This is a genomic window from Clostridium sp. C105KSO13, assembly GCF_001517425.1.
Classification (GTDB): Bacteria; Bacillota; Clostridia; order Lachnospirales; family Lachnospiraceae; genus Muricomes.
On the sequence record NZ_FBWL01000021.1, the window covers coordinates 1 to 659 of the forward strand.

The 659-nt window shown below is 31.3% G+C and carries 1 protein-coding gene; it reads left to right on the plus strand.

Annotation, left to right across the window (positions count from 1 at the left end; all coding sequences use genetic code 11):
* The coding region (locus BN3456_RS00060) for an AbiH family protein (protein ID WP_207644069.1) at positions 1–425 on the plus strand (425 nt) is incomplete at its 5' end.
* Between the last annotated feature and the right edge of the window lie 234 nt (positions 426–659).

The window sequence follows — 659 nt, forward strand, 5'->3', positions numbered from 1 at the left end:
TGGTGCAATGTAGAGTAAAATGCTTGCATCTAGCAAATATAAATGTAGTAAAACGCTTGCAATTCTTACAACCATTGTATAAGAATTGCAAGTTTTTTGGTATCCGCTATTTTATTGAGCGCTTACCGATTGCTGATTATCTGGAGGCTATATTCAAAGATACTAACTCAATAATTGATTTTCATAGTAGATTTTTTAGAAACTTAAATATAATAGAACATGTAATAGTAATTGGTTGGTCAGCTGGAAGCGTTGATATTCCATATTTATTGAAAATCAAAGAGAGTGTTAGAAAAGATACAAAATGGACAGTATATTGGTATAATAAAGAAGCATATGTTAGTCTTAAGAATGCATTTGATGAAGTTGAAATTGATGGGAATTATGAAGTAGAGTATGTACAGACTGATGAGTTTTGGGATTAGACATGAACAGATAGTCTTTTGAATTTATGAGCTTAATCAAACTATGAATATTGCAGACTCGATGTCTGTATCTCTACAAATGCTATTTGATATGTTTTAAGTTAGATGTTACTGTTCACACCCGCATAAACCCCAAAAAATCTCTTCGTTAAAATGACGAAATTTATTTTTTTCAAAATCACCTGATGTGGATGCTGTAAATACATTCAGGAGAAGAGGTGGATAACTCTTTCT